The following is a 2982-nucleotide window of genomic DNA, read 5'->3' as shown; positions in this document are numbered from 1 at the left end:
AGCACACCGCGGTGCTGGGTGCTCACGCGATCATCGCGGTTAGCTCCGGTATGCGCGACGACATGCTGCGGGTCTATCCCACGCTGGATCCGAGCCTGGTGCACGTCGTCCGGAATGGGATCGACACCGATGTGTGGTATCCGGCCGGGCCGGTGCGTACCGGGTCGGTACTGGCCGAGGTCGGCATCGATCCCAGCCGGCCCACCGTGGCGTTCGTGGGACGGATCACCCGACAGAAGGGTGTCGCCCATCTGGTGGCGGCCGCGCACCGATTTAGCCCGGACGTGCAGGTGGTGCTGTGCGCCGGTGCTCCCGATACCCCGGAGTTAGCCGATGAAGTGCGGGCCGCCGTCTCCGAACTGGCCCGCACTCGCACCGGGGTGTTTTGGATCCGGGAGATGCTTCCCATCGGGAAGATACGCGAAGTACTTTCGGCAGCAACAGTCTTCGTGTGCCCGTCGGTGTACGAGCCGTTGGGAATCGTCAACCTGGAGGCAATGGCGTGCGGGACGGCGGTAGTGGCCTCCGACGTCGGCGGGATACCCGAAGTAGTCGCCGACGGGATCACCGGGTCATTGGTGCATTACGACCCTGACGACGCAAAAGGTTACCAGGGCAGATTGGCAACGGCGGTCAATGAGTTGGTCGCCGACCCAGGAAAAGCCGAACGCTACGGCCACGCCGGACGCCAGCGCTGCATCGAGGAATTCTCCTGGGCCCACGTCGCCGAACAGACGCTGAACATCTACCGGAAAGTCTGTGCATAACCAGGACTACCTGCCAACTGACCGGTTTAGCTGGTAACACCCTTAAGTTCGTCACCCAGAGCGGCGGCTTCGTCCGGTGTCAGCTCGACGACGAGTCGGCCACCACCTTCTAGCGGTACCCGCATCACGATGCCGCGCCCCTCCTTCGTCGCTTCCAAAGGACCGTCTCCGGTCCGGGGCTTCATCGCCGCCATCGTGTGCTCCCTCCAAATTCAAGCTGGCCCGCCCTCGCGGACCTGTTCGGCGCCGAGCATGCCCCGTCAGTGGATTTCCAGTAATACCCGACATTGAACTGCCAAATCACCCCTCTATTGTTCCCTATTCAGGTCGGCGAGTGCACAAAGACCCGGTTCTCAGGCCTAACCAGGGTGCTGCGCCTAGTTGCCCGGCTCCCCCTCGCCGTCCCCCTCGCCGCTGCGCGGCTGGGCGGTGCCCCCAGCGCGGCTGGGGGTGTCCCGACAACGGGGCGGTGGACGACCCGCTGGGGTCACCGGGTTGGGGGCACCCAGCAAGCGCGGATGTGGTCGTCGACCATCCCCGTCGCCTGCATCAGCGCATAGGCCGTAGTAGGCCCGACGAAACGGAATCCGCGTCGCTTCAATTCACGCGCCATAGCCTTCGATTCCGCACTGGTCGAGGGGATTTCGGATCCGTCAGCGGGCCTGGGCCGCGGCTGTGGGGCGAATGACCACAATAACTCGGACAGGTCCGCTGCAGACCCCAGGTCAGCGGCCGCACGCGCGTTGGTGATCGTCGCCTCAATCTTGGCGCGGTTGCGCACGATTCCGTCGTCGACCAACAGCCGTTGCACATCGGCATCGGTATAACCGGCTACCTTCTCGATATCGAACCCGGAGAAGGCGCGCCGGAAATTCTCCCGCTTGCGCAGGATGATCAGCCACGACAGACCACTTTGAAAGGCCTCCAGGCTCATCCGCTCGAACAAGGCCGCTCCGCCGTGTACTGGGCGGCCCCACTCTTGGTCGTGATAGGTGCGATACAGCTGCCAGTGGGGCCCGGATGGAACGTCCGCCCAGCCACAGCGAACCAGCCCGTCGTCGATGCGGCTCACGTGACATCCTGACCGTCGTCCCCGTTGGGGACATTCGAGACATCGGCATCTGCTTCGGTGTCTGCGGTCGCCGCCAGCTGACCACGTAACGCCTCGAGCTCGCGGCCGAGCCGGTCCAGCACCCAGTCCACCTCGCTGGGCTTGTACCCGCGCAACACCTGGGTGAACTTGACGGCGTCGACGTCAGCGCGGGTAACGCCGTGCGCGGGCAGCACTGTCGCCGTCGTCCCGCGAGGCAAGGGCGGCAGCCGCTCGCCGCGACCGAACAGCAGGCTGGCCGCGCCAAACAGCACAATCGCGACAAAGACCAGCACCACCAGGTACAGCAACACCAACGCCACGGGAACGATATTGCCCTATCTGATAGTCGCGACCCGCTGCGCCCGGCAGCGCCGCGCTTGCGATCGCTCCTCACGCGGCCGCACCCTGTTCATCGGCGGCCGATCGGCCAGCGACACCGGCCACGTGTGCCGGGTGTAGCCGTCACCGTCGGACTCGTCGACAAAGAATTGGGTCAGCCCGACCCCAGAGTCGAGAATACCGCAACGCGACAGCAAGGTCGCAATGACCTGACGGCTCATGGCGCCCAACTCGGCCAGCGGCCGGTTGCGGTGCGCTCGAACGCCGAGGTTGACCTGCGCGATCGCGTCGAGGCCCAGCCGGTCAAAGGTGTCGACCAGCAGACCGATCTCCACGCCATAGCCCGGCGCGAAGGGAAGCGCTGTCAGCAGTTCGCGGGTGGCTGCGTACTCGCCGCTCAGCGGCTGCAGCACGTAGCCCAACTCCGGCCGCAGCGACGCCAACAACGGCCGGGCCACCAACTCGGTGACCCGCCCGCCACCGGTGGCACGCGCGCTGCCGCTGACATCGTTGCTGTTGAGCGGCCGCCGGTAAAAACCTTTGACCAGGTGAATGCCGTCACCGGTGAGCAGCGGGCCGACCAGCCACGGCACGAACATCGGGTGCGGGTTGATCAGATCAGAATCGACGAACACCACAATGTCGCCGCTGGTAACGGCGAGCGAGCGCCACAATGCCTCACCCTTGCCGGGCCGGGTCGGGACCTCAGGCACCGCCTGTTCACGGCTGACCACTCGGGCGCCGGCAGCGATGGCCCGGATCTCGGTCTCGTCCGTCGAGCCC

At 65.7% G+C, this 2982-nt stretch carries 5 protein-coding genes; 1 reads left to right on the top strand and 4 read right to left on the bottom strand.

Features of this window, described 5'->3' with window-relative positions:
• On the top strand, window positions 1-767 hold a 767-nt coding region (glgA, locus tag AC2VOU_RS14425), incomplete at its 5' end, for a glycogen synthase (protein ID WP_486957996.1).
• Window positions 768-793: 26 nt separating this feature from the next.
• Here glgA and AC2VOU_RS14420 read toward each other — a convergent pair.
• From AC2VOU_RS14420 to AC2VOU_RS14405, 4 genes are all read right to left on the bottom strand, one after another.
• Window positions 794-961, bottom strand: coding sequence for a DUF3117 domain-containing protein (locus AC2VOU_RS14420; RefSeq protein WP_003406247.1), 168 nt, complete (start codon window positions 959-961; stop codon window positions 794-796).
• 293 nt (window positions 962-1254) lie between these two features.
• On the bottom strand, window positions 1255-1830 hold the full coding sequence (locus tag AC2VOU_RS14415) for a DNA-3-methyladenine glycosylase I (protein ID WP_054880893.1): 576 nt from the start codon (window positions 1828-1830) through the stop codon (window positions 1255-1257).
• 5 nt (window positions 1831-1835) lie between these two features.
• On the bottom strand, window positions 1836-2180 hold the full coding sequence (locus AC2VOU_RS14410; protein WP_054879585.1) for a DivIVA domain-containing protein: 345 nt from the start codon (window positions 2178-2180) through the stop codon (window positions 1836-1838).
• Between the two features lie 15 nt (window positions 2181-2195).
• The coding region (locus AC2VOU_RS14405) for a glucosyl-3-phosphoglycerate synthase (protein WP_486957995.1) at window positions 2196-2982 on the bottom strand (787 nt) is incomplete at its 5' end.

Source organism: Mycobacterium sp. TH-M25, from assembly GCF_057473665.1.
Note: the sequence above shows the minus strand (reverse complement) of the source record. Positions and strands in the feature narration are given on the sequence as shown.